This is a genomic window from Rummeliibacillus sp. TYF-LIM-RU47 (genome assembly GCF_008638315.1).
GTDB lineage: Bacteria > Bacillota > Bacilli > Bacillales_A > Planococcaceae > Rummeliibacillus > Rummeliibacillus stabekisii.
The window spans coordinates 20,591-45,828 of record NZ_VVIR01000008.1; the positions used below are offsets into that span (position 1 = coordinate 20,591).

Genomic DNA, 25,238 nt, shown 5'->3' on the forward strand with positions numbered 1-25,238 from the left:
ATGTTCTATAAATAAAGTCCGAGAGAGAAGGGAGATTTGTATGGAAATTTTGCGTCATCTATTGACTAGCGATCCGCAAGTACAAAAATTATTAGATGAAATAAAGAAGGGACAGGGAGCAGAGCTGGTAACGGGTCTGTCGGGCAGCGCGCGTCCCGCATTTTTAGATACAATATTTTATACTCTGCAAAAGCCGCTTTACATAATTTCGCCAAACTTGTTGCAAGCGCAAAAAATGTATGATGATTTGGCTAAACTGATAGGAGAGGACATGGTCCATTACTATCCAGCTGACGAATTTATTGCCGCTGATATGGCCACATCCAGTCCAGAGCTCAGAGCAGCACGTATTGAAACATTGGATCATATGATTCATCAACAAAAAGGAGTATATGTTATTCCTATAGCTGGTATGCGTAAAATAATGGCTCCGAAAGAAGTATGGATGAATTTAAATTTAACTGCCAAGCTTGGTGAAGAAATCGACGTAGAAGAATGGTTGAACCAATTAGTGACAATGGGGTATTCAAGAAGCCAAATGGTCACCTCTCCTGGTGAATTTGCACTGCGAGGTGGTATTTTAGATATTTATCCTCCTTATTCTGAAAATCCTGTTCGCATCGAGTTATTTGATACAGAAGTTGATTCTATTCGCACATTCTCAGCAGATGACCAACGTTCTATTAATAAACTAAAGAATATACATCTCTTACCTGCGACAGAATTTGTTGTGACAAAGAATCAAAGGCAGCAATTCGCGCAAAAGCTGGAAAGTGCATTAAGTGAGAGCTTAAAAAAGGTAAAGAAAAAAGAGATACAAGAACAATTATATCAAAATGTTCAATTGGATATAGAATTGCTTCAGCAAGGTGAGCTGCCGGAGTTTGCTAATCGTTACGGATCTCTGTTATATGAAAAACCTGCATTCTTGGGCGACTATTTTGCGAAAGATGGGCTTGTTGTATATGACGAGTACGGAAGAATCCAAGAAGTAATGGAAGCTTGGGAAAAAGAAGAGAAAGAGTGGTTCATTTCCCTTATAGAAGAAGGAAAAATGGTGCATGCAGTGAAGCCTTCTTATTCAATGAAAGAGGTCTCGGCTATGATTCAATTGCCAATACTTTACTTTTCATTGTTTGCCAGAAATTTCTCTGGCGTACGTTTCCGAGATATCACTAGCCTTTCTTGCAAGCCGATGCAGCATTTTCATGGTCAAATGCCGCTGTTAAAAGGGGAAATTGAGCGTTGGCAGCGTGAAAAATTTACAGTACTGTTTATGGCGGAAGATGGAAGTCGTCTACCAACTATCCAGACCACTTTAGAAGATTACGATATTCATATACAAATTGGAACGCCTGAGGCAGAAGGCATTTTTGCGATTACGGGTAATCTTTCCGCAGGTTTTGAACTACCGATGCAACGTGTGGCAGTAGTGACAGAAGAAGAGTTGTTTAAACAAAAGCCTAAAAAGAAAAGAAACCGCGCTCAAAAAATGTCCAATGCAGAGCGGATTAAAAGTTATACAGAAATCAAGTCTGGCGATTACGTGGTCCATGTGCATCATGGGATCGGCAAATATGTAGGAATTGAAACGCTAGATGTGGGGGGGAAACATAAGGATTATCTCCATATCCGTTATCGTGCAGACGATAAATTGTATGTGCCTGTCGATCAAATTGATTTGATTCAAAAGTATATTGGTTCGGAAGATAAAGAAGTGAAACTCCATAAGCTTGGAGGTACAGAGTGGGGCAAAACGAAAACAAAAGTATCGAGAGCTGTCCAAGATATCGCTGATGATCTGATCAAGCTTTATGCTAAGCGTGAAGCAGAAAAAGGATTTGCCTTCTCTCCAGATGGAGATGAGCAACGGGCATTTGAAGAAGCATTCCAGTACGAGGAAACAGAGGATCAACTACGGACGATTCAAGAAGTGAAAATAGATATGGAAAAAGAAAGGCCAATGGACCGCTTAGTATGCGGAGATGTAGGTTATGGCAAAACAGAAGTGGCCATACGGGCTGCATTTAAAGCTGTACTAGACGGCAAGCAAGTAGCCTTTTTGGTCCCAACTACTATTTTGGCTCAGCAGCATTATGAAACGTTACTAGAGAGATTCCAAGATTATCCTGTTACAATCGGCGTACTGAACCGTTTTCGTTCTCGCAAGCAACAAAATGAAACTATAAGCGGACTGAAAGCTGGTACGGTAGATATCGTAGTAGGCACACACCGCCTTTTATCAAAAGATGTCGTGTATAAGGATTTAGGTTTATTAGTTGTCGATGAAGAACAACGATTCGGTGTAACACATAAAGAGAAAATTAAAAAATTACAAACAAAAGTAGATGTATTAACATTAACGGCAACACCGATTCCCCGCACATTGCACATGTCGATGGTCGGAGTACGTGATTTATCTGTAATCGAGACACCACCAGCTGACCGCTTCCCTGTTCAAACGTATGTAATGGAACATAACGGTGCACTTGTGAGAGAAGCGATTGAACGCGAATTAGCACGTGATGGGCAAGTATTCTATCTGCACAACCGTGTAGAAGATATTGCGAAAAAGGTTGAAGAGATTCAAATGCTTGTGCCTGATGCAAGGGTCGGCTCTGCCCATGGCAGAATGACTGAAAGAGATTTAGAAAACGTCATTTTAAAATTCCTTGAAGGTGAATACGATGTATTAGTCACGACCACCATCATTGAGACAGGTATTGATATTCCTAATGTTAACACACTGATTATTAATGACGCTGATCGTATGGGGCTGTCGCAGCTGTATCAATTAAGAGGGCGTGTCGGCAGGTCTAGCCGTGTGGCGTATGCCTATTTCATGTATCAACGTGATAAAGTCTTAACTGAAGTAGCAGAACAACGGCTACAGGCAGTAAAAGAATTTACAGAGCTTGGTTCCGGTTTTAAAATTGCGATGCGCGATTTATCTATCCGCGGAGCAGGTAACTTGCTTGGTGCACAACAGCATGGCTTTATTGATTCAGTTGGATTTGATTTGTATTCACAAATGTTAGAAGAAGCGATTACGGAGCGGCAAACAGGCGTGAAAAAGGAAGAAGAAAAGGATATTGAAATCATTATTCCATTTGATGCATATATTCCAGATACTTATATTCCTGATGGCTATCAAAAAATCCAAATGTATAAACGCATTAAGAGTATGGATGAAGAAGAAGACTACTCTGAGATTATTGATGAGCTGCAAGACCGATTCGGAGATTTCCCAGTTGAAACGGAACGCTTGTTGCGTATTGGCCGTATGAAGGTATGGGCGAAACAAGCAGGAGTAGAATCAATCAAAACGAAAAATAAAATCATCACGATTGAAATCTCGGAAGAAGGTACTGCCAAACTAGATGGAGGCAAAGTTGTAGCCGAATCAATGGTATTTGGTCGGGCAGTAGGCTTCCAATTGGAAGGCCAAAAATTACTTTTAACGATAGATGAAAAGAAAGCAGAAGCAAAATCAACGTTTGACATATTAGAAGCTTTGCTGAAATTATTGCCAACAGCACTCCGTGAAAAGACGGAGGCATAGAACTAATAATTGTTATGTATAAATTTCCCTTTATAAGGCCAAACTACCGACAAGACTATTTATGAAATCTTGTCGAAAGTGAGGCATTCGAATGAAGGCAACAGGCATTGTACGACGGATCGATGATTTAGGGCGCGTAGTCATTCCAAAAGAAATAAGAAGGACTTTGCGTATCCGGGAGGGAGATCCTTTAGAAATTTTTACTGATCGAGAAGGCGAAATTATACTTAAAAAATATTCACCTATTAATGAGCTAGGTGATTTTGCACTTTCTTATGTAGATACATTATTTGAAACATTAGGTACGAGCGCTTTGGTTAGCGATAGAGATCAGGTAATTGCTGCCGCAGGTGTTTCAAAAAAGGATTATTTGCATCGTGCCATTTCTCCTTTTGCAGAAGAACGTATTCTACAAAGGAATTTGATTGTAGAGAAGCATGAGAGTTCGATTGAAATTGTCCCTGGACAAATAGAACAGATCAAATCATATTGTATTGCACCGATTGTTGTAGCAGGAGATGCCATTGGCGCAGTCTATATTTTATCTAAAATGCACTTTATTGGTGATACGGAACAAAAGGTCGCAGAAACAGCGGCACACTTCCTAGCGAAGCAAATGGAAGGATAGAAAACGGTAACAGACTGCTTATATAAGCAGTCTGTTTTTTTGTAAGGCGGTCAGAAGTGTATCTCCTTACTCAATTTACACATATGCTATACTTTGGTAGTAAAAAGAGTTTGTTTTAGAAATGAGTGAGAAATATATGCCTGAAAAGTGGGGTATGAAGGTATATTTAAAGGGCGTGGCAATGCTAACGGTGGCCTCTCTTTTTGTGAAAGTACTGAGTATGGTGTACCGCATTCCTTTTCAAAACCTAGTAGGAGACCGAGGCTTTTATATTTACCAGCAGGTCTATCCTTTTGCTGCTATATTTGTCACATGGACTTCAAGCGGACTAGCTGTAGCTATTTCAAAAATACTGGCAGATGAAGATGCCAATAAACATACGAGTGAGTGCAATGCAATATTGCGATTTTTATTTAGCGTTTTAGCTGTGATATCTGCCATTTTATTTATAGTACTATTTTTTGGCGCTCCTTTTTTTGCAAAGATGATGGGAGATCAAGAGCTAGCCGGATTAATAAAAGTAGCTTCATTTGTTGTATTTTGTATTCCATTTCTTTCAATATACAAAGGATTCTTTCAATCAATTGGGAACATGCAGCCGGTTGCCTATGCGCAAATGATAGAGCAGGCTGTAAGAGTAGCGATCATTATTGTAGGTACTTGGCAAGTTGTTGCTATGACACATTCGCTATATGCAGCTGGCGAATTGGCAATGGGGGGGACTGTAGCCGGTGAACTGGCAGGAGTTTTTCTGTTAGTTTGGTTTGGAAGGAAATCCTTTTTCTCTCATGAAGGCTTAAAGAGTATTCCTATTCAATCATTGAATAAATGGGCAATGACCAAAAAGCTTTTGCTTTTCAGCTTCAGTGTCAGCTTGAGCAGTTTGATGCTACTGCTGTTTCAACTAGTTGATTCATTTACTATTTTCAGTGCGTTACAAAAAATGGGCTTACCTTCTTTACAAGCGATGGAAACTAAGGGGATTTATGATCGGAGTCAACCGCTCGTACAGGTAGGGTTGGTGATTGCTTCCTCACTTTCACTCGCTATTGTGCCGTTGATTGCCCATAACCAAAAAAACAGGGAGCATGCTAAACGATACATCAAAATCACCTATCGTGCCTCTCTTTTATTTGGTGTAGCGGCTGCTGTCGGATTAATTCTAGTGATGCCAAATATAAATAAAACATTATTTGAAACAGCCGATTTATCGAATGTCTTATCGATTTTTATCATTCAAATTATATGGCTTTCACTCATATTGACCATCACAGGGATACTACAAGGGTTAGGTAAATTAAAAATACCATCGTTTATTTTATTGATGGGTATTTTGGTGAAATGTTTATGTAACTCTTTATTTGTACAAACATTCGGTATAGCAGGGGCAGCTATTGCAGGGAATATGGGCTTAATGATGTCAGCCATCGTACTGGTTGCTTATTTAAAAAAGTTACAAACTATAAAACTGGCTCCATGGCGTTTCTACAAAGGCATGACGGTGGCCGCCCTTCTTATGGCGTTTGTCCTTGTATTATTCTCCGTCTTTTTAGAACCTTATGCTAGAAACTTCTCTGATGGAAGAACGATGGCTTTATGTCTAACGATCATAAAATCATCGATTGGCGCTTTCATCTTTCTGACTACGTTAGCAAAAATGCGTACGCTAGCAGTTCGAGAATGGTTCCTATTGCCTCTAGGAAAATACATGGCCGCCTACCAACTCCGGTTGGGAAGAATGAGGAGAGATACAGAAGAAAAGGTTCGACAATGATTTGTTAGCCTGCTACCAACTCGATATAATGAAAAATGAATTCACATAACATGCAGTATTTACAAGTAAGAAAGAAGCACAAGATTAAAGGAGAGAATGTGTATGCATCAACTGACTATAATAGGCTTAGGAGCGGGAGATTTCGAACAATTGCCAATGGGTGTCTATAAAGCACTCAAAGCAGCTAAAAAGGTCTATGTTCGAACAAATGATCATCCTGTACTAACAGAATTGGCTAAAGAGGGACTAACATTCGAAAGCTTTGATGCTGTGTATGAAAAACATGATGACTTTTTGCCCGTCTATCAAGAGATTGCTGATTCACTGCTTCAAGCAGCAGGGAAGGACGAGGTTATATATGCTGTGCCTGGCCATCCACTAGTTGCAGAAATGACAGTGCAGCTGCTGATCGAAGCAGAGAAAGAAGGAAAAGTAAGTCTCAAAATAGAAGGTGGTCAGAGCTTCTTGGATGCTGTGTTTGGCGCATTGCGAATTGATCCAATTGATGGCTTTGAATTAGTTGATGGCAGTACATTTTCAATACATGAGACCAATATGTACAAGCACCTACTGATTGCACAAGTGTATGACCAATTCAGTGCATCAGAGGTAAAGTTAACTTTAATGGAGAAATATCCGGCTGAATATCTAGTGACCATTGTGACAGCTGCTGGATCGAAGGATGAAAAGTTGCGCACTGTTCCATTATTTGAACTCGATCATGGTGTTGAAGTAAATAATTTAACAACTGTTTATGTGCCACCTATTAAAAAGAGAGAAGACGGTTTAAGAGAGTGGTCTACATTCCGCGATATTATTGGAGTGCTTAGAAGCCCTGAAGGATGTCCATGGGACCGGGCACAAACACACGAGAGCCTTAAAAAGTATATGCTGGAGGAAGTGCATGAGTTCCTTCAAGCAGTCGAGGAACAAGACGAAGACCATATGATTGAGGAGCTTGGCGATGTATTGTTACAGGTCTTCTTGCAAGCACAAATCGCAGAGGATGATGGCTTCTGGAATCTAGAGGACGTTCTTCAGGGGATTGCTTCTAAAATGATCCGCCGCCATCCGCATGTTTTTGGCGAAGTAAAAGTAGATAATGCGGAAGACGTAGTGAAGAACTGGGAAGAAATCAAGAAGGAAGAGCATCAGCCTACGAAAACAGAACCACTTTTAAAAGAAGGGTATCGTGCAACCTCTTCACTGCAAACTGCATATAACTATCAAAAAATTGCCGCTAAGGTAGGCTTTGAATGGCCAGACGTTGAGGGAGCATGGGCGAAGGCAAAAGAAGAGTGGGAAGAATTCCAAGAAGAAATAAAAGACGGTACAGATGAAACAAGGCTCGATGAGTTCGGCGATGTGCTTTCTACGCTTGTCAATTTAGCACGCGTCTATAAGATCCCAGCAGAAGAAGCGATGATCCATGCAAACGCAAAATTTGCAAAAAGGTTTGGATATGTAGAACAAAAGGTAATGGCTGGACGAAAGGATTTTAAAAAATACACACTTGAGGAATTAGATGAGTTTTGGGAAGAAGCAAAACAATTACAAAGTAAGGAGTCATAGATATGAGATTAGATAAATTTTTGAAAAACTCTCGGCTGATCAAACGCCGTACATTAGCAAAAGAAGTAGCAGACCAAGGACGTATTACTATTAATGGAAAAGTGGTAAAAGCAAGCAGCCCCGTAAAAGTAGGCGATGAATTAGCGATTCGTTTCGGCCAAAAAATCGTGACTGTTCGCGTGGAGGAACTAAAAGATATCGTCCGCAAAGAAGAGGCTGCAAATATGTTTACCATTTTGAAAGAAGAAAAAGTAGAGAAAATTGAGCCAGAATTTATTGATGACGAAGAGTAGCAACTAACAAGAAATCAAAATATAGTCGAAGTGGAAATAACGTAGACTGCTGAGGCATAGCACGATGCATGTCCTTAGGAAGTTTAATGTTTCCACTTCTTTTCAAAATTAAATCAGTAAACAACTCCCCATTTTCTAGCTCTCTCATTTTCTAGCCCCATATTCCTTTTCTACCGACAATAGGTATTTACTTAGACCGGAACCATGCTCCCCTTTTTAAACTGTAGAGAATTTTCACTTTCCCCTCATATTCCTCATTCTCCTAACATATAGATTAGTAGACAGGCTAAGGAGGGGAAAAATGATGACATTCCAACAAGAAAACGCGACTTATACTATTCCAACAGGAGACCACTTGCTAACGGTTCGAAATCGCAAGCGAATGGATGTGACATCTGTAAAATCGATTGAACGCTTTGACCAAGAGGAGTTTTTAGTACTCACCTCTCAAGGACATTTGCAAATTCGAGGAGAAGATTTAAGAATTGTCCATTTAGATGTAGATAAAGGGCTTCTGACTTTAGAAGGGTCAGTGAAGACACTGCAATATGATGAAGAGGATAGCGGCATATCAAAAGGCATTTTGCATAAATTATTTGGATGACCGTTTCACAACAGTTCCTTAGTATAGCAGCACTCATAGCTAGTGGCGTTATAGGGGCCGCAATTATTGATTTGGTACGATCTTTCAGCTTTTATGCCGCACCCAAATCGCTCTTGCGAAAAGGCTATATCCTATTTGAATTAACAGCATGGATTCTTTTAGGGATTGGAACATTCCTACTATTAATGGTTGTTCGAGATGGAGAATGGCATTTTGTAGATTTTCTTTCACAATTGCTGGGCTTTTGCCTGTACCAATTATTTTTGCAAAGCTTAGTTCGATTCTGTGGAAGACTGTTTGTCAGACTTGTCATCCATCCGATTTGGTTTATTATTCGCCTCATTATAGGCATAGTCCGACAAATCATTAGGATAATTGTTAAAATTGTTATGATTATTCTATTTCCGTTACGATTTGTTGTCGAAAAAATTAAAAATTTTACTCTTAAAAAATAGGGTAAAATTAGATATAATGGCATTAATGCTAAATGAAAGGGTATAGTTCCTTGCTTGAAGGAATTATACCCTCTTATGGGGAAGTTAGAAATCACCAAGTAAAGGAGGTTAGGGTTACCACCCGCTTATATGCAAAAACCATCGAAGCAAATGTACAAAAAAACTACACAAATGCCAACAGACTATGCAAGAGCAGAGATGCAAAAAAACAGCACACATCAAAAACGCAAGATTGGCTTATATCGTCGTCTTGGGGTTATGACACTTCTATTTGTTCTTATGGCTGGTTCCCTTTTCTTTATGTTGGCGAAACAAAAGCACACTCTCGCAGTGAAAGAACAACACAAAACGGAGCTGCAGAAGACGCTTGCAAAGCAAAAAGAGAAGCAGGAAGATCTAAAAATTCAAATTGCTAAATTGAATGATGATGATTACATCGCAAAACTTGCAAGGAAGGATTTATTCTTATCGGAAGACGGAGAAATTATTTTTTCAACACCTAAATCGTCTGAAAAGGATAAGAAAAAAACAGATTCAAAAGAGTAGTCTTATTGACACTCTTTTTTTGTTGGCTATAATAAAGATAAGAATCAAAGAACACATATTTGAATATAAGACTAATAAGTCGCTTACATTTTAAGGAGGAGCATTTTTTTTATGTCAATTGAAGTAGGCAGCAAGGTACAAGGTAAAGTAACAGGAATCACAAATTTCGGAGCATTCGTAGAGCTGCCAAATGGCTCAACAGGTCTTGTTCATATTAGTGAGGTTGCTGACAACTATGTTAAAGACATTAATGACCATTTGAAAGTTGGAGAAATGGTCGAAGTAAAAGTAATGAATGTAGAAGCAGACGGTAAGATTGGTCTATCCATTCGCAAGGCAAAACCTCAACCTGAGCGACCAGAACGACCAGAACGTCCTCATCGCCCACGTAACAACAACCACCGTTCAAATGACCGTGGTGAACATCGCCAACCTAAGGAAAACTTTGAGCAAAAGATGGCTCGCTTCCTTAAAGACAGTGAAGATCGTCTTTCAACTTTGAAGCGTGCACAAGATTCAAAACGTGGTGGCCGAGGTGCAAGAAGAGGGTAACTTGCTATCTATTTTAATCGTAGAAAAAGTGTATTAATCAATTTACTAATAAACGAAAGTGAAACTTCACTCAGTATAGGGAGACCTTCTACTGATGTTGATGTCTTACTGTCCGTTCTTACGGTCGCCCTGAGATATTCATCCAGAGGCGGCCGCTTTTTATCTATAATTCTTTCGAAATACAAAAAAGAAGCCTTCCAATTGGAAGGCTTCTTTTTTTATGATGGCGGCCGAGGGGATCGAACCCCCGACCTTACGGGTATGAACCGTACGCTCTAGCCAGCTGAGCTAGGCCGCCGTGTTAGCAACATAATACATAATACAAGAATTGTTTTCACTATGTCAAGCGCTTTTTGTTTTATTTTTATAAACTATGTGATTTGCCGTCGAACGATTTTTAAAATATTGAACACAAACAGACAAAATTTACAGTCATATCCATGTATAATGGCAGAAATATATATAAGAATATTGGAGGTATGTCACGATGAGAAAAGAATTTATCCAATCAAATAAACTATCCATACCTAAAGTTTCGATCGGCCTGAAGCAGGCTTATCCGGTGCTTTTTGGGCTAGCACTTTGCTTTTCTGCTTTTTTCTTATCCAAAGCAGTCCTATTTGAGGCGATTGTTCCCTTCTTCTTGCCTATTATGGCTGTTGTATATGCCAATCATCGAGATTACTTTATGTGGGCCCTTTTCGGAGGAATGCTTGGTAGTGTGACATTGGGCGTTGGCGAGTCCTTGATTCACATAGGCGAACTAACCATCTTTGTACTATTGCTAAAGACGTTCATACGCAAATTGCCAATTGCTTTCGTTGTAGGAATTTCCGTTTTGCTTATGCAAGTGACTTGGCAAATGATTTCTTATCACGGTGAGCCACCTTCCATGATTTTATTATATGTGGGATATGAGAGTATATTATCAATCTTTATGACTTTATTTTTAATGCAGTGCTTATTACCGATGCCTGCACTATGGAATGCTTCCTGGACATTGGAGCGGATTGGCGCTGCTCTGGTAGCCCTCGCTATAATGTTGACATCTACAAATAATATTGTATTGAATATCCTGTCACCTACTTACATTGCACTGCAGCTAGTCATACTAGGTGCTGCCTATGTAGGGGGCGTGACATTATCAACCGCAATCGCTGTATTAATGGGTACGATTATCAGCTTGTCTCATTTATCCTTTAGTGGAATGATTGCAGTGTATGCATTGACTGGGCTTTGTGCAGGTATATGTAAGAAGGTGGGTAAATTCGGTATCATCATAGGCAGTGGCATTGCGACGGCATTTTTTATGCTCTACGATGCAACATTGCCGATTGATCAAACATATTGGATTGCGCTGGGTATCGCTGCATTATTGTTTTTAACTATACCAAAAAGCTGGCTCTCATATTGGCAGCAACAATTATATCCGAATCATGAGGATACCCTGTTAGAAAGACAGCGTTGGCTTACAGAAAAGGTAACTATGAAACTGACCAATTTTAATGACTTTGTGACATTTATGAAAGAACTTGTGAATGATCGTTTTAGCATAGTGGAGCAGCAAGAAGAAGAAATAGAGGCAAGACCACTGTCCCCGTGTGAAACATGCTATCAATTTGAACGGTGCTGGGGGAAAAAAGAGGAAATGCGCTCGATAATGGAGCAGTGGCTCAAGGCAGATACCATTAATGATCACGGAGCAAAAAAGCAATCAGAAGATAAATTGCGCTACAAATGTGTACGCTCCCCATCCCTATTGAATGCTTTAGCAGAATACGTATCAAAGCAGCAGTTAAGCGGACAATTTCATCATGGAAAGAAAATGATTGCCTTACAACTAAGAGATATGTCGCTGCATATTGACCATGTGATGAAAGATATGACGAATGACGCCGTCTCTTTCCAACAGCATGAAGATTTGCTAGTGTCTCGCTTTAAAGAAATAGGAATTGATTTCTTCCAAATTGATATCTTGGCAAATGAACCGGGTAATAGGAAAGTAGTTTGCTGTATCCCATTCAAAAAGGCTCAATGGGAAACAGACCAAATGGTAGCTGAACGACTTATTTTACCTGCCTTACAGGATGTTTTTAAGGAGCCATTTGAAATTAACCAAACGATTAAAAAGACCAAACCCTATGCGCATTTGCAAATCACCTTTCAATCAGCTATTCGTTTTGATCTTTCGTATGATGTCTTATCTACATCTAGAGACAATACGATGTACTCTGGTGACTCACACGCAGTATTCTCGCTAAATCCGGGTCTTACAGCGATTATGCTGTCAGATGGAATGGGGCATAACAAGCAATCCCATAAAGAAAGCAGGAAGCTCATTCGCTTAATGCGGGAATGCTTGCATCATCAAATGTCTCCTGAAACGGCTATGCATACACTTCACTATGTGATGTCACTTAAACAGGAGGAAATGTATGCCACAATGGACTTTGCTTTAATTGACTTACAGCATGGCAAGTTGTGGTCTTGGAAAGCGGGCAGCATGGCAACTTACTTGGTAAGGGGGAGAGAGGTAACACGACTTGAAAGTGCCAGCGAACCATTTGGTATCTATACATCCTACTCAGTAGAAGCAGAGCAAAGGACACTTAAAGCAGGGGATATTATCTTTATGTGTACAGACGGACTTTTCTTTGAAGATATGCCATGGGAAAAACAAGAAAAAATGCTTCGCAATTGTCTTCTGCAACATAGAAGCTTGCCAATTAATGAAATATGTCCAGAAATTATGAGATCATTCCGGAATAATGACAAACCAGTCGATGATTGTACAATTGTTTGCGTTGAGATTCAGCATAAAACAGTTGATTGGTCATTATTTAAGCCAACTTTCCAAGAAACTTCACACAAAAGAGTGGTAAACTAACAGTGAGGTGAGAAAATGGCGCCGTTCGAAACGAAAGTAAAAGAGTATATTCAGCAATATGGGTTATGTCATAAGGAAGATCGATTGCTTGTAGCTTGTTCTGCTGGGGCAGATTCAATGGCTTTACTGCATTTTCTCTATCAAGAAAAAGAGAGACTGGGTGTTTCCGTTGCAGCTGTCCATGTCAACCATATGTTAAGAGGAAGCGAATCGGAAGAAGACCGTCGATTTGTAGAAAGCTTTTGCCAGGATAAAGGGATACCGGTCTATGCTGCCGATATCCCAATTCCCGCTATACTAGAAAAAGAAAGTGGCAATATGCAAGCGGTGTGCAGAAGAGAACGCTATGCCTACTTTAAAGAAGTCATGCAGGAAACAGAAAGCACAAAGCTTGTTGTAGCCCATCATGCAGATGATCAAATAGAAAGTGTCATTATGGCACTTACCAGAGGTTTATTAGAAGGCGGCATGCAAGGAATTAAACGGTGTCGCCCTTTTGCAAACGGCGAATTGATTCGTCCGTTTCTTTCTGTGACAAGGGAAGAAATAGTAGATTATCTACAAAGAAATCATCAAGGCTACAGGGAGGATTCTAGCAACAAGAAGGATTCTTATACACGCAATCGCATCAGGCACCATGTTGTACCACTCCTAAGAGCTGAAAATGAAAACATTGCAGAAGCTATTATGCACTACACAGAAAAAGTGCAAGAGGATGAACAATTGTTACAAAGCTATGCAGAACAAGCGTTACAAGAGCTATTAGTTGAAAAACAGCGTGATTTATGGAAAATTAATATCAAAGCATTCCATAATCAACCCCTTGCTTTACAAAGAAGAATCATTCTACTACTATTAAAATATCTTTACGAAAATCCAAACATTGAACAAAGCTACACACTTAGCAATGCTATATTAAAACTGACACAATCAACAGATGGAAATGCAACAATTAATTTACCAAAAGGAGCCCTAGCAATACGGGAGTACGACCAGTTGTCGCTTGTAAAAGCACATAAGGAGTCACCTGCACTAATCGCTAGAACATTGCGATTTGGCCAATGGATTGATTTGCCGAATGATTTGCGTATGTATATAGGGAAAGCAGACCATGCTGTTCCTACGAACACCACATCCTTCGCAAAATGCTACTTTGTAAATACTTCAGATTTTGCACTACCATTACATATTCGTGGCAGAATGGATGGCGACCGTATCGATTTGCTAGGAACAAATATAAAAAAACGAGTATCTCGCCTTTTTATAGATGAAAAGATTCCTGCGGCGTTAAGGGAGAATTGGCCAATTGTCACATCTGATGATAATTTGGTGATTGCAGTTCCTGGGCTCCGCATGAGCAACTATCTTTCTACTAGCAAGCGGGCAGAAGATGATGCCCTATTCATCATCGACAAGAGAGTTCTATCATAAAACCTAAAGGGAAATGAAGAATACTCTCGCCGGTTGAAATTTTCGCTTTACCATGTTGATTTACTACCAAGGAGGAAACACAAGATGCTTGAGAAAGACATTGAAAACGTATTAATTTCAGAGGAAGAGCTACAGCACAAAATTAAAGAACTTGGCGAATCGTTAGCTGCTGAGTACCAAGATGATTTTCCATTGATGATCTGCGTATTAAAGGGTGCTATGCCGTTCATGGCAGATTTAATCAAACGAATGGATTCTTATGTTGAACTAGATTTCATGGATGTTACAAGCTACGGAAACGCAACTGTTTCTTCTGGTGAAGTAAAGATTGTGAAAGACTTAAATACAAGTGTGGAAGGCCGCGACATCATCATAGTAGAAGATATTATTGATAGTGGATTAACTTTAAGCTATTTGGTTGATTTGTTTAAGTACCGCAAAGCAAAATCAATAAAAATCGTAACATTATTGGATAAACCATCTGGACGCAAGGTAGATTTAAAAGCGGATTATGTTGGTTTTGAAGTGCCGGATGCATTTGTAGTCGGCTATGGTTTAGACTATGCAGAAAAGTATCGTAATCTTCCATATATTGGTGTATTGAAGCCTGCTGTATATTCAAACTAAGACGTTTTCTCGCTGTAAACAAATTTTCCGGGAAACGTGCTAGATAAAAGGCTTTTCATTGTACTAACCAAAAGTTCATATGTTAAGATTTACTATAGTTTTTCTGTTTATCTTGTGAGGAGGCTGGGGATGAATCGAATATTTCGATACACCATATTTTATTTATTAATTTTCCTCGTGATCATTGGGATTTTTGGTACGTTTAATAATGCGAACCAACCTACAAAGGAAATTCAGTATCACGAGTTCATTACAGCATTAGAGAACGGCAAGGTAACTGAGGCTACTATACAACCGGATCAGTTAGTTTATGTCGTCAAAGGGAAAATCGAGGGATATAAAAAAGGCGAATCATTCGTAACAAATATCCCGCGTGATGACCAAGAGTTAATGAATGAAATTCGTAAAGAAGCTAAAACGAGTTCTAAAATTCACTTCTTAGGCGCACCAGAATCAAATGGATGGATACAGTTCTTTACAGGAATCATTCCATTTGTAGTCATCTTTATTCTGTTCTTCTTCTTGTTGAACCAAGCTCAAGGCGGCGGCAATCGCATGATGAGCTTTGGTAAAAGTAAAGCAAAACTTTATGATGACCAGAAGAAAAAAGTTCGCTTTACCGATGTAGCCGGTGCGGACGAAGAAAAACAAGAATTAGTAGAGGTTGTAGATTTCCTTAAAGACCATACTAAATTTGCTGAAATTGGCGCACGTATACCTAAAGGGATCTTATTAGTGGGCCCTCCTGGTACCGGTAAAACATTATTAGCTCGAGCTGTAGCAGGGGAAGCAGGTGTACCATTCTTCTCAATCAGTGGTTCTGATTTCGTCGAAATGTTCGTCGGTGTTGGTGCTTCTCGAGTACGTGATTTATTTGAAAACGCTAAGAAAAATGCTCCATGTATTATCTTTATTGATGAAATCGACGCAGTTGGTCGTCAACGTGGTGCTGGATTAGGCGGCGGTCATGATGAACGTGAACAAACGCTTAACCAATTGCTTGTTGAAATGGATGGCTTTGGCGCAAATGAAGGTATTATCATTATCGCCGCTACAAACCGCCCAGACATTTTAGACCCTGCACTCTTACGTCCGGGTCGTTTTGACAGACAGATCACTGTTGGTCGTCCAGACGTCAAAGGCCGTGAAGCTGTACTTAAAGTACATGCTCGTAAAAAACCTTTAGATGAGTCAGTTGACTTGAAAGCTATCGCACAGCGTACACCAGGTTTCTCGGGCGCTGATTTAGAAAACTTATTGAACGAAGCTGCATTAGTGGCTGCACGCGAAAATAAGAAAAAAATTGATATGGGCGATATTGATGAAGCAACAGACCGCGTTATTGCTGGTGTTGCGAAAACAAGCCGTGTCATTTCTGAGAAAGAGCGCAATATTGTTGCATTCCATGAAGCTGGCCACGTTGTTGTTGGTTTAACATTGGATGAAGCAGAAAAAGTCCACAAGGTTACGATTGTGCCACGCGGTCAAGCAGGCGGATATGCAGTAATGCTACCAAAAGAAGACCGTTATTTCATGACAAAACCAGAGCTACTTGATAAAGTTGCCGGTTTACTTGGTGGACGTGTAGCAGAGGATATCGTCTTTGGCGAAGTATCTACTGGCGCACATAATGACTTCCAGCGTGTAACAAGCATTGTACGTTCTATGGTTACTGAATATGGTATGAGCGATAAACTTGGCCAATTGCAATTTGGTTCAAGCCAGGGAGGCAACGTCTTCTTAGGTCGTGATATCAATTCTGAACAAAACTACTCAGATAAGATTGCATATGAAATTGACCAAGAGATGCAATTTATGGTTAAAGAACAATATGAACGAACAAAACGAATCTTGACAGAACGCCGTGACCTTCTAAATCTGATTGCTACTACTTTACTTGAAGTAGAAACATTGGATGCTGAACAAATTGAGCACTTAGAAAAATACGGTAAGCTTCCTGAACGTTCATACGAAAGAAAAACACATCACGAAGCGGTTGTGGAAAGCAAAGAATCAACGGATGCTGATATCGTAACAGAAACAAAAGTGAATCCTTCAGGCAGTGGAGACCCTACTGTTTCTGATCTTCCAAAAAACGATAATCATACAAGCCGCAACGATAATATCTAGACAGTAAGCCATACTGTAAAGTGAAAAGCTGATCCCTTGCTAGAAGGTGGTCAGCTTTTTCCTATACTAAGGAGATATGCTTTTAGTGATGGGATAGAAATGAGGGGAATACTTTTGATATTAGTGATGGATGTAGGGAATACCAATATTTCGATAGGTGTGTATAAAGAAGATAAACTGCAACATCATTGGCGTTTAAAAACAGATGTGCACAAAACGGAAGATGAGTATGCCATGCAAATAAAAATGCTGTTTATGCACAAATCTTTATCTCTATCCGACATACGTGGTATTATAATTTCCTCAGTAGTGCCACCGATTATGTTTACCTTAGAATTAATGTGTAAAAGATATTTTGCTGTAGAACCCCTCGTGGTGGGACCTGGCGTTAAAACAGGGTTGAATATCCATAGCGAAAATCCTAGGGAGATCGGTGCTGACCGCATTGTTAATGCAGTAGCTGCCATCCATGAATATGGAGCTCCGCTTATTGTTGTAGATTTTGGTACTGCCACTACGTATTGTTATATTGATGAAAAAGGTCGTTATCTAGGCGGAGCTATTGCGCCTGGTATTTCAATCGCAATGGAAGCCTTATTTACCAAGGCTTCGAAACTTCCTCGCGTTGAATTGGCCCGCCCTCAAAGTGTTATCGGGAAAAACACGGTTTCCTCCATGCAAGCAGGCATTGTCTACGGGTATATAGGACAAGTTGAGGGAATAGTAAATCGTATGAGGCAAGAAGGTAGCGAAGGAGCTTTAGCCGTTGCAACAGGCGGCCTAGCAGAACTGATTGCAAAAGAATCGCGGGTTATTGATGTTGTAGATCCCCTTTTAACATTAAAAGGATTACATTTAATTTATAAAAGAAATCAAGAAGAAAAGAGGAATAAAAATGGCTGATTATTTAGTAAGAGGGCTTGGATTTAATGGGAGTGTACGTGCGTTTGCTGTAAGTACAACAGAAACAGTAGGAGAAGCGCAACGACGCCATGATACATGGCCAACTACTTCTGCTGCATTAGGGCGTACAATGACAGCTGCTGTCATGATGGGTGCTATGCTAAAAGGTGAGGATACAATCACGGTTAAGGTGGAAGGTAACGGGCCGATTGGTCCAATGGTTGTGGTAGCCAATGCTAAAGGTGAAGTGCGCGGCTATCCTACACACGCTCATGTTGAATTTGATTTAAATGAAGTAGGCAAATTGGATGTACGACGAGCAGTTGGTACAGAAGGAACGCTTACAGTTGTAAAAGATCTTGGATTACGTGAACACTTTACTGGTCAGGTGCCAATCGTTTCAGGTGAAATTGCTGAAGACTTTACCTATTACTTTGTAAAATCAGAGCAAGTTCCTTCTTCTGTAGGTCTTGGTGTACTTGTCAATACGGATGATAGCATTTTGGCTGCTGGTGGCTTTATCATTCAAGTAATGCCTGGTACAGATGATGAAACAATTACTGACATTGAAAACCAACTATCAAAAATTGAACCTGTTTCAAAAATGATTCAAAAAGGTTACTCTCCTGAACAAGTGTTAGAAGAAGTGCTTGGAAAAGATAACGTTGAATTCTTAGATACTATGCCTGTTCAATTTAAATGTACTTGCTCAAAAGAACGTTTCGGCGCTGCTATATTGAGCCTTGGCGAAAAAGAAATTCAAGATATGATCGATGAAGATGGTATGGCAGAAGCTCAATGCCATTTCTGTGAAGAAAAATATCACTACTCAAAAGAAGATTTAGAAGGTTTTATTGACGAAATTCGTGCTCAAAAATCTTAATGCGATAAATGTAGCTGCTTATAACTAGGGACGGAAATGATTGACAAACCTAATTGCAAAAGCATAAAATAAAGATAATAAAACCAACAAAAATACTAGGGTTTAGGAGTGGAGATAATGAGTAAAATTGTAAATTCAGTAGTGGATTTAGTAGGCAATACACCGATCGTCAAGTTAGATAATATAACTGGTCCAAACGACGGGAATGTTTATGTAAAACTCGAATACTTCAACCCAGGTAGCAGTGTAAAAGACCGTATTGCTGTTGCAATGATTGAGGCAGCTGAGAAAGAAGGCAAGTTAAAGCCTGGTAGTACGATTATTGAACCGACAAGTGGGAATACAGGTATCGGTCTTGCAATGGTTGCAGCTGCAAAAGGATACAAAGCAATTCTTGTCATGCCAGATACGATGAGTATGGAAAGACGCAATTTATTGCGTGCCTACGGTGCAGAGCTTGTTTTAACACCAGGTGCTGATGGAATGAAAGGCGCTATTGCTAAAGTGGATGAATTAGCTAAAGAGAACGGCTGGTTTGTACCACAGCAATTTGAAAACCCTGCTAATGCTGAAATACATCGCCGGACAACAGGACCGGAGATTATAGAAGCATTTGAAGGACTTAACTTAGATGCGTTTATCTCTGGTGTAGGAACTGGTGGTACGATTACAGGAACTGGCGAAGTGCTGAAAGAAAAATACCCTAATATTGAATTGATTGCAGTGGAACCAAAAGACTCAGCAGTTCTATCAGGCAATAAACCGGGCCCTCACAAAATTCAAGGAATTGGGGCAGGATTCGTACCTGAAGTCTTAGATACAGAAATCTATACCTCTATATTACCAGTTGAAAATGAAGATGCCTTTGAAACAGCGCGTAAAGTAGCGAAAGAAGAAGGAGTCTTAGGTGGTATTTCTGCAGGTGCAGCGATGTATGCAGCGATTGAAACAGCTAAACGCCTAGGCAAAGGAAAGAATGTTCTTGCATTACTTCCTGATAATGGTGAACGTTATTTAAGTACACCTTTATATCACTATGATGATTAATTCATATTCAAGAGAATGCCTGTCCTTTATGGATAGTGCATTCTTTTTTTCTGCCATGCAGCCGGTTCGCCCCCTTTTCCTGATGTACAAGGTATTGATATACTGATTGTAGGAATAGACAAAGGAGCGCAAGCACATGAAGTTAATGAATAACCAACCGTTAGTCATTCATGGCCATACACTTGATTTTGGCAAAGAAACGATTGTTATGGGCATTTTAAATGTAACACCAGATTCTTTCTCTGATGGAGGAAGATTTGATGCAGTAGATAGCGCATTGGAACATGCTAAAAGAATGGTAGCAGATGGAGCGAAGATTATAGATATAGGTGGAGAATCTACAAGACCGGGCCATACTGCCGTTACGGCAAAAGAAGAAATGGCGCGTATCCTACCTGTCATACGTGCTATTCGTAAGGAACTAGATGTATTAATTTCTGTCGACACATTCAAATCAGAGGTAGCAAGAGCTGCGGTAGAAGCGGGAGCACATATTATTAATGATATATGGGGAGCTACATATGACTCAGAGATTGCTAAAGTAGCCGCTGAATACAAAGTGCCCATTATTTTAATGCATAATCGGCAGGATGAAAATTATGGTGAAGATTTCTGGGGCAGTGTAAAGAGTGATTTAGAAAGAAGTATTGAAATCGCTCGTCAAGCCGGTGTGGATGATCGTTTTATTTGGCTAGATCCAGGCATTGGCTTTGCGAAGACGCATGAACAAAATATTGAAATGATGAAGAATCTGTCAAACCTTGTGGATATGGGCTACCCTGTATTACTAGCAACTTCACGGAAAAGAATGATCGGCAATGTACTCAATCTTCCGGTAGATGAACGTATGGAAGGTACAGCTGCTACTTGTTGTTACGGTGTCGATAAAGGATGTCATATGGTACGGGTTCATGATGTGTTGCCAATTGCTCGCATGATGAAAATGCTGGATGCACTAAGATAAAAATGCGTTTAATGCGAGTTACTACAGCTTCACTAGATGTGAATTAATTTAATGAAGCTCAACGGCCAGTGTAAAGTTTTAAGGTCTACCTGTTCATTAAGTCGATATAGAGGATAAGGAGTGAATGAGATGGATTATATTCATATAAGAGATATGGAGTTTTACGGTTATCATGGAGTTTTAAAGGAAGAAACTGTGTTAGGTCAAAGATTTCGCGTTACTGTAGCCCTGGCTACTGATTTGAAGAACGCTGGCCAAACTGACAAGTTAGATAATACCGTTAGTTATGCGGATGTATATACGCTATGTGAAAAAATCGTAGAGGGTAAACCTTACAAACTGATTGAAGCAGTAGCTGAAGAAATTGCTAATGTTATTCTTGAGACTTATAAAGTGGAAGTCAAAGGCATACGTGTGGAAGTGATCAAACCTGACCCTCCGATTAAAGGCCACTATAAGGAAGTAGCAGTTGAGATTACAAGAGGTGCTTTCAATGAATGATGTATATATTTCTTTAGGTTCAAATATGGGGGATAAAGCAGAAACGCTCAAACAAGCGGTACAAATGCTTCAAAGTAATCCTGAGGTAGATGTAGCGAATACTTCTTCTATTTACGAAACAGACCCGGTAGGTTATACAGACCAAGATCTATTTTTGAATATGGTGGTGCATGTACATACAACACTGTCAGCTTTACAAATGCTTGAGGTTTGCCAGGAAATTGAACAAGAATTAAAGAGAGAACGTTTGATTAGATGGGGGCCGCGTACAATAGACCTTGACATTTTGCTCTATAATCATGACAATATTGAAACAGAGAAACTGATTGTGCCCCATGAAAGAATGCACGAAAGAGCGTTTGTTCTTGTTCCATTGCTTGAAGTGACACCAAATCTTTACTCCCCTCGTACGCGAGAGTCGTATCAGAAAACGCTCCAAAATATAGGGCAGAGTGGTGTAAGACAATGGAAGAATCGGAGTTCTCTTGATTTTTAATACAAAGTGTTATGAATATAAGCATATCTTCCGCATTGGGATGATGAAGCGATAATTACTAAATCCTAAAAGGGAGGAAAAACATTGGCTACACAAGAAAAACCTTTTCAAATAGGCGATATTGTCATGGATAATCGCGTTGTACTTGCACCAATGGCTGGCGTCTGCAATTCTGCATTCCGTCTAACTGTAAAAGAGTTTGGTGCAGGTTTAGTATACGCTGAGATGATTTCAGATAAAGGGATTGTCCAAAGGAACAGAAAAACCTTAGACATGCTTTATATAGATGAACGGGAAAATCCGCTTTCCCTCCAAATCTTTGGAGGCGATAAAGAAACGTTAGTAGAAGCAGCTCAGTATGTGGACAAATATACGAATGCGGATATTATAGATATCAATATGGGGTGCCCCGTCAATAAAATTATTAAATGTGAGGCAGGGGCTAAATGGCTCCTTGATCCGGATAAAATTTACGAAATGGTTTCCGCTGTTGTGGATGCAGTCGATAAACCAGTCAGCTGTAAAATGCGTATCGGTTGGGATGAAGACCACGTGTATGCAGTGAAAAATGCTCAGGCCGCAGAACGTGCGGGTGCAGCGGCAATTGCAATGCATGGACGTACACGTTTGCAAATGTATGAAGGGCATGCAAATTGGGACATTTTAAAAGAGGTGAAAGAAAATATCTCTATTCCGTTTATCGGAAACGGTGATGTTGAAACACCTGAAGATGCTAAACGCCTATTAGATCATACAGGCGCTGATGGCGTGATGATTGGTCGAGCAGCACTTGGGAACCCATGGATGATCTATCGGACAGTAGAATATTTGAAAACGGGAAGGCTCATGCCGGAACCGCCAATACGTGAAAAAATTGAAGTATGTTTATTACATTTTGAGCGTTTGCTCGTGCTGAAAGGCGAAAATATTGCAGTCCGCGAAATGCGTAAACATGCTTCATGGTATTTAAAAGGATTGCGTGGCAACGGAAAAACACGCAATCAAATCAATCAAGCTGAGACAGCTGAAGAGCTGCGCGCTATTTTAAATGAACTAGTCTTAGAAACAGAAGAAAGCGAAAATGATGCGTCTTCTATTCAAATTGGTTAATTACGAGAAGAGCTGCCACTAAGATTGTGGCGGCTTTTTCCTTACCTTAGCAATAGTTGTAAAATGAAAATTGAGCAGAAAGACGTGAATCAGTTGTAAAAATTGTGTACAATAACTAGTATGGGCTATTTAGCGGCACAACTATAAGGAGTGAAAATTGTGGCAGAAGAATTAAATGACCAGCTATTGGTGAGACGCCAAAAGATGGATGCAATAAAAGAACAAGGCTTAGATCCGTTCGGTGGACGTTTTGAACGTACACATTTAACAAATGAAATAAAAGAACAATTTGCGAATTTCTCAAAAGAAGAATTAGAAGAGAAAGAACATGAAGTGGTAATTGCTGGCCGTATCATGACAAAACGCAGCAAGGGGAAAGTTGGATTTGCAAACATCCAAGATCTTGGCGGGCAAATTCAAATCTATGTACGTAAAGATGCAATCGGTGAAGAAGCTTATGATATTTTCAAACATGCGGACCTTGGTGATATTGTCGGTATTAAAGGGACTGTATTCATTACCCATGTTGGCGAATTAACAATTAAAGCATTAGAATTCACATTCCTATCTAAATCTTTGCGTCCATTACCTGAGAAGTATCACGGCTTGCAAGATGTAGAGCAACGCTACCGTCAACGCTATTTGGACTTAATTTCAAACGAGGATAGCAAAAAGACATTTATCGCTCGCAGTCAGATTATACGCTCAATCCGTAATTTCTTAGATAATAAAGGCTATTTAGAAGTAGAAACACCTATGTTGAACTCAATCGCAGGTGGAGCAGCAGCTCGTCCGTTTGTTACGCACCATAACGCGTTGGATGCAACTATGTATATGCGTATTGCGATTGAATTGTATCTAAAACGCCTAATTGTCGGCGGCTTGGAAAAAGTCTATGAAATTGGACGAGTATTCCGTAACGAAGGCGTGTCAACTCGCCATAACCCAGAGTTTACACTACTGGAATTATATGAAGCGTATGCAGATTTCCATGATATTATGGACCTTACAGAAGATTTATTTGTCCATGTGGCAAGTGAAGTAATGGGTACAACACAAATTCAATACGGTGAAGACACAATTGATTTGTCTAAAGGCTGGAAACGTCTGCACATGGTAGATGCTGTTAAAGAAGCAACAGGCGTTGATTTCTGGAAAGAGATGACGAAAGAAGAAGCTTTAGCAGTAGCACGTGAGCACCATATCGATGTGAAAGAAACAATGGAAGTTGGCCATATTATTAATGAATTCTTTGAACAAAAAGTAGAAGAATCACTAGTACAACCAACATTTGTCTATGGACATCCAGTGGAGATTTCTCCACTAGCTAAGAAAAACCCTGAAGATCCTCGCTTCACGGATCGCTTTGAATTGTTCATTGTCCGTCGTGAACATGCCAATGCGTTTACGGAACTAAATGATCCAATTGATCAACGTGAACGTTTCGAAGGTCAAATGCGCGAAAAAGAGCAAGGAAATGATGAAGCGCATGAGATGGATGAAGATTTCTTAGAAGCATTAGAATACGGCATGGCTCCTACAGGTGGTTTAGGTATTGGAATTGACCGTTTAATTATGCTTTTGACTAACTCACAATCTATTCGCGATGTATTGTTATTCCCATTAATGCGCAATCGTGATTAATAGAAACAATGCTTATCTAACTGTAGGCAAATCCATTACTTTGGGTTTGCCTACAGTTTTTTATATATATAAATGTTACGTTTCTAATTTAGTGGTGATGGATTTAATAACTTAACCCGACTTGTCTTGAGAAATGTTATTCGTATGATAGTAAGTAGAACACGATAATCGATAAAAATAGAAACATATAGTTTGGGGGCCAAAACCAACTTAATTGGTGAATTATTAGAATGTCGGAATTTGCTTTTTACCTTTTGTCTAATTTCCCTTGCAGAGAAAGGTTTTTGTTGATATACTTATCTGGTTGCCTAATTTAGATTAACTGAGATTGAAAATTCTTTTGATAAAGTTTGTTAAAAGTGTTGACTTAGTTAAGTAGACTTGGTATTATATTTAAGTCGCTTATGACGAACAAATGAAGAACAACAACAGAATAAAAAGTTGTTGACTCCAAAAAGAAGTTATGGTAGACTTAATAAGTCGCCAAAACAGGCGATAAAAAATGAACCTTGAAAACTGAACAAGCAAGATGTTAATCATTTAAACTTACTAACAATTGTTAGTTTTAAAGTCATCATCGTAAAGATGATGCGCTAGTGAAATTTTGAGCAATCAAACACTTTTATGGA

General features: G+C 39.6%; 22 protein-coding genes and 1 tRNA gene. 21 read left to right on the plus strand and 2 right to left on the minus strand.

Annotation, left to right across the window (positions count from 1 at the left end):
* Positions 1–40: 40 nt before the first annotated feature.
* From mfd to F0527_RS16565, 5 genes are all read left to right on the plus strand, one after another.
* Entirely contained in the window at positions 41–3,562 is a 3,522-nt protein-coding gene (gene mfd / locus F0527_RS16545) for a transcription-repair coupling factor (RefSeq protein ID WP_150285670.1), read from the plus strand.
* A 91-nt stretch (positions 3,563–3,653) separates the two neighbouring features.
* A complete protein-coding gene (gene spoVT / locus F0527_RS16550; RefSeq protein WP_066791307.1) occupies positions 3,654–4,190 on the plus strand; it encodes a stage V sporulation protein T in 537 nt (178 codons plus the stop codon).
* A 121-nt stretch (positions 4,191–4,311) separates the two neighbouring features.
* Positions 4,312–5,964, plus strand: a complete 1,653-nt coding sequence (locus tag F0527_RS16555) for a putative polysaccharide biosynthesis protein (protein ID WP_223823637.1) — start codon at positions 4,312–4,314, stop codon at positions 5,962–5,964.
* Between the two features lie 102 nt (positions 5,965–6,066).
* Positions 6,067–7,536 (plus strand): bifunctional methyltransferase/pyrophosphohydrolase YabN, encoded by a 1,470-nt coding sequence (yabN, locus tag F0527_RS16560; protein ID WP_150285671.1) that lies wholly within the window; start codon positions 6,067–6,069, stop codon positions 7,534–7,536.
* Between the two features lie 2 nt (positions 7,537–7,538).
* Positions 7,539–7,829 (plus strand): RNA-binding S4 domain-containing protein, encoded by a 291-nt coding sequence (locus F0527_RS16565; protein WP_066791312.1) that lies wholly within the window; start codon positions 7,539–7,541, stop codon positions 7,827–7,829.
* Here the strand turns inward: F0527_RS16565 and F0527_RS17155 are convergent.
* Positions 7,810–7,977, minus strand: a complete 168-nt coding sequence (locus F0527_RS17155; protein ID WP_190323520.1) for a hypothetical protein — start codon at positions 7,975–7,977, stop codon at positions 7,810–7,812. The genes F0527_RS16565 and F0527_RS17155 overlap by 20 nt on opposite strands.
* A gap of 156 nt (positions 7,978–8,133) precedes the next feature.
* Between F0527_RS17155 and F0527_RS16570 the strand changes: the two genes are divergently transcribed.
* The 4 genes from F0527_RS16570 to F0527_RS16585 all read left to right on the plus strand — a co-directional run bounded on the left by F0527_RS16570 (position 8,134) and on the right by F0527_RS16585 (position 9,986).
* On the plus strand, positions 8,134–8,433 hold the full coding sequence (locus F0527_RS16570; protein WP_066792039.1) for a YabP/YqfC family sporulation protein: 300 nt from the start codon (positions 8,134–8,136) through the stop codon (positions 8,431–8,433).
* Positions 8,430–8,888, plus strand: a complete 459-nt coding sequence (yabQ, locus tag F0527_RS16575; protein WP_066791313.1) for a spore cortex biosynthesis protein YabQ — start codon at positions 8,430–8,432, stop codon at positions 8,886–8,888. The genes F0527_RS16570 and yabQ overlap by 4 nt, the downstream gene beginning before the upstream one ends.
* Positions 8,889–9,017: 129 nt before the next feature.
* Positions 9,018–9,434 (plus strand): FtsB family cell division protein, encoded by a 417-nt coding sequence (locus F0527_RS16580; protein ID WP_066791314.1) that lies wholly within the window; start codon positions 9,018–9,020, stop codon positions 9,432–9,434.
* Between the two features lie 111 nt (positions 9,435–9,545).
* Positions 9,546–9,986, plus strand: a complete 441-nt coding sequence (locus F0527_RS16585; RefSeq protein ID WP_066791315.1) for a S1 domain-containing RNA-binding protein — start codon at positions 9,546–9,548, stop codon at positions 9,984–9,986.
* A 224-nt stretch (positions 9,987–10,210) separates the two neighbouring features.
* Here the strand turns inward: F0527_RS16585 and F0527_RS16590 are convergent.
* Positions 10,211–10,284: transfer RNA gene (locus F0527_RS16590), tRNA-Met, on the minus strand.
* 189 nt (positions 10,285–10,473) lie between these two features.
* Between F0527_RS16590 and F0527_RS16595 the strand changes: the two genes are divergently transcribed.
* From F0527_RS16595 to lysS, 12 genes are all read left to right on the plus strand, one after another.
* Entirely contained in the window at positions 10,474–12,873 is a 2,400-nt protein-coding gene (locus F0527_RS16595) for a SpoIIE family protein phosphatase (protein WP_066791317.1), read from the plus strand.
* A gap of 15 nt (positions 12,874–12,888) precedes the next feature.
* Positions 12,889–14,304, plus strand: a complete 1,416-nt coding sequence (gene tilS / locus F0527_RS16600) for a tRNA lysidine(34) synthetase TilS (protein WP_150285672.1) — start codon at positions 12,889–12,891, stop codon at positions 14,302–14,304.
* Positions 14,305–14,388: 84 nt separating this feature from the next.
* On the plus strand, positions 14,389–14,931 hold the full coding sequence (hpt, locus tag F0527_RS16605) for a hypoxanthine phosphoribosyltransferase (RefSeq protein WP_066791321.1): 543 nt from the start codon (positions 14,389–14,391) through the stop codon (positions 14,929–14,931).
* Between the two features lie 129 nt (positions 14,932–15,060).
* Positions 15,061–17,061, plus strand: coding sequence for an ATP-dependent zinc metalloprotease FtsH (gene ftsH, locus F0527_RS16610; protein ID WP_066791322.1), 2,001 nt, complete (start codon positions 15,061–15,063; stop codon positions 17,059–17,061).
* Positions 17,062–17,175: 114 nt separating this feature from the next.
* Positions 17,176–17,964 carry a type III pantothenate kinase gene (locus tag F0527_RS16615; protein WP_184117621.1) on the plus strand — a complete coding sequence of 263 codons (789 nt, stop codon included), beginning with the start codon at positions 17,176–17,178 and terminating at the stop codon, positions 17,962–17,964.
* Positions 17,957–18,847 carry an Hsp33 family molecular chaperone HslO gene (gene hslO, locus F0527_RS16620; RefSeq protein WP_150285674.1) on the plus strand — a complete coding sequence of 297 codons (891 nt, stop codon included), beginning with the start codon at positions 17,957–17,959 and terminating at the stop codon, positions 18,845–18,847. The genes F0527_RS16615 and hslO overlap by 8 nt, the downstream gene beginning before the upstream one ends.
* A 117-nt stretch (positions 18,848–18,964) precedes the next feature.
* Positions 18,965–19,894: a cysteine synthase A gene (gene cysK / locus F0527_RS16625; RefSeq protein ID WP_066791325.1), complete on the plus strand. Its 930-nt coding sequence runs from the start codon at positions 18,965–18,967 to the stop codon at positions 19,892–19,894.
* Between the two features lie 136 nt (positions 19,895–20,030).
* Complete coding sequence (gene folP / locus F0527_RS16630; RefSeq protein WP_066791327.1) at positions 20,031–20,858, plus strand: dihydropteroate synthase; 828 nt, start codon at positions 20,031–20,033, stop codon at positions 20,856–20,858.
* Between the two features lie 129 nt (positions 20,859–20,987).
* Positions 20,988–21,359 (plus strand): dihydroneopterin aldolase, encoded by a 372-nt coding sequence (gene folB / locus F0527_RS16635; protein ID WP_150285677.1) that lies wholly within the window; start codon positions 20,988–20,990, stop codon positions 21,357–21,359.
* Complete coding sequence (gene folK / locus F0527_RS16640; RefSeq protein WP_150285675.1) at positions 21,352–21,855, plus strand: 2-amino-4-hydroxy-6-hydroxymethyldihydropteridine diphosphokinase; 504 nt, start codon at positions 21,352–21,354, stop codon at positions 21,853–21,855. Before folB ends, folK begins: the two co-directional genes overlap by 8 nt.
* An 84-nt stretch (positions 21,856–21,939) precedes the next feature.
* The gene (gene dusB / locus F0527_RS16645) at positions 21,940–22,965 is read left to right on the plus strand and encodes a tRNA dihydrouridine synthase DusB (RefSeq protein ID WP_255476145.1); all 1,026 of its coding nucleotides are present in this window, start codon (positions 21,940–21,942) and stop codon (positions 22,963–22,965) included.
* A 159-nt stretch (positions 22,966–23,124) separates the two neighbouring features.
* The gene (gene lysS / locus F0527_RS16650; RefSeq protein WP_084246977.1) at positions 23,125–24,609 is read left to right on the plus strand and encodes a lysine--tRNA ligase; all 1,485 of its coding nucleotides are present in this window, start codon (positions 23,125–23,127) and stop codon (positions 24,607–24,609) included.
* The last annotated feature ends 629 nt before the right edge of the window (positions 24,610–25,238 follow it).